Genomic DNA, 1,183 nt, shown 5'->3' on the forward strand with positions numbered 1-1,183 from the left:
TCCGAGCGCTTGGTGGGGATGGTGGTGTTGCGCTCGATGATCTTGGTGAAGATGCCGCCCTTGGTCTCGATCCCCAGCGACAGCGGGGTCACGTCCAGCAGCAGGACGTCCTTGACCTCGCCCTTGAGCACGCCCGCCTGCAGGCTCGCGCCGATCGCCACGACCTCGTCGGGGTTGACGCCCTTGTTGGGCTCCTTGCCCCCGGTCAGCTCCTTGACCAGCTCACTGACGGCCGGCATGCGCGTCGAGCCGCCGACCAGGACGACCTGGTCGATGCCGTCCACGGTGATCCCGGCGTCCTTGAGCACCTGCTTGAACGGCGCCTTGGTCCGCTCCAGCAGATCGGAGGTCATCCGCTGGAACTCGCCCCGGGTCAGCTTCTCGTCCAGGTGCAGCGGACCCTCGGAGGAAGCGGTGATGTAGGGAAGGTTGATCTGCGTCTCCGAGGACGACGACAGCTCGATCTTGGCCTTCTCGGCCGCCTCGCGCAGCCGCTGCAGCGCCATCTTGTCCTTGGACAGGTCCACGCCGTTGGCGTTCTTGAACTTCTCCACCAGCCACTCGACGACCTTGTTGTCCCAGTCGTCGCCGCCCAGGTGGTTGTCACCGGAGGTCGCCTTGACCTCGACCACCCCGTCGCCGACCTCCAGCAGCGACACGTCGAAGGTGCCGCCGCCCAGGTCGAACACCAGGATGGTGGCCTCGTTCTCCTTCTCCAGGTGGTAGGCCAGCGCCGCGGAGGTGGGCTCGTTGATGATCCGCAGCACGTTCAGCCCGGCGATCTGCCCGGCCTCCTTGGTGGCCTGCCGCTGGTGGTCGGAGAAGTAGGCCGGCACGGTGATCACCGCGTCGGTCACCTTCTCGCCCAGGTAGGCCTCGGCGTCCCGCTTGAGCTTCTGCAGCACGAACGCGCTGATCTGCTGGGGGGTGAACGGCTTGTCGTCGATCTTGGTCTTCCAGTCGGTGCCCATCTCGCGCTTGACCGACCGGATGGTGCGGTCGACGTTGGTCACCGCCTGCCGCTTGGCGACCTCACCGACCAGCACCTCGCCGTTCTTGGCGAACGCCACCACCGACGGCGTGGTCCGCGAACCCTCCGCGTTGGCGATCACCGTGGGCTCGCCGCCCTCCAGGATCGCGACGACCGAGTTGGTCGTCCCCAGGTCGATACCGACCGCACGTG

1 protein-coding gene is annotated in these 1,183 nt (G+C 66.9%); it reads right to left on the bottom strand.

The features are described from left to right. Window positions 1-1,183 (bottom strand): molecular chaperone DnaK (dnaK, locus tag ACFPZN_RS56130; protein WP_378293616.1); only part of this gene is annotated, 1,183 nt, incomplete at both ends.

The organism is Actinomadura rugatobispora (assembly GCF_042656285.1).
GTDB lineage: Bacteria > Actinomycetota > Actinomycetes > Streptosporangiales > Streptosporangiaceae > Spirillospora > Spirillospora rugatobispora.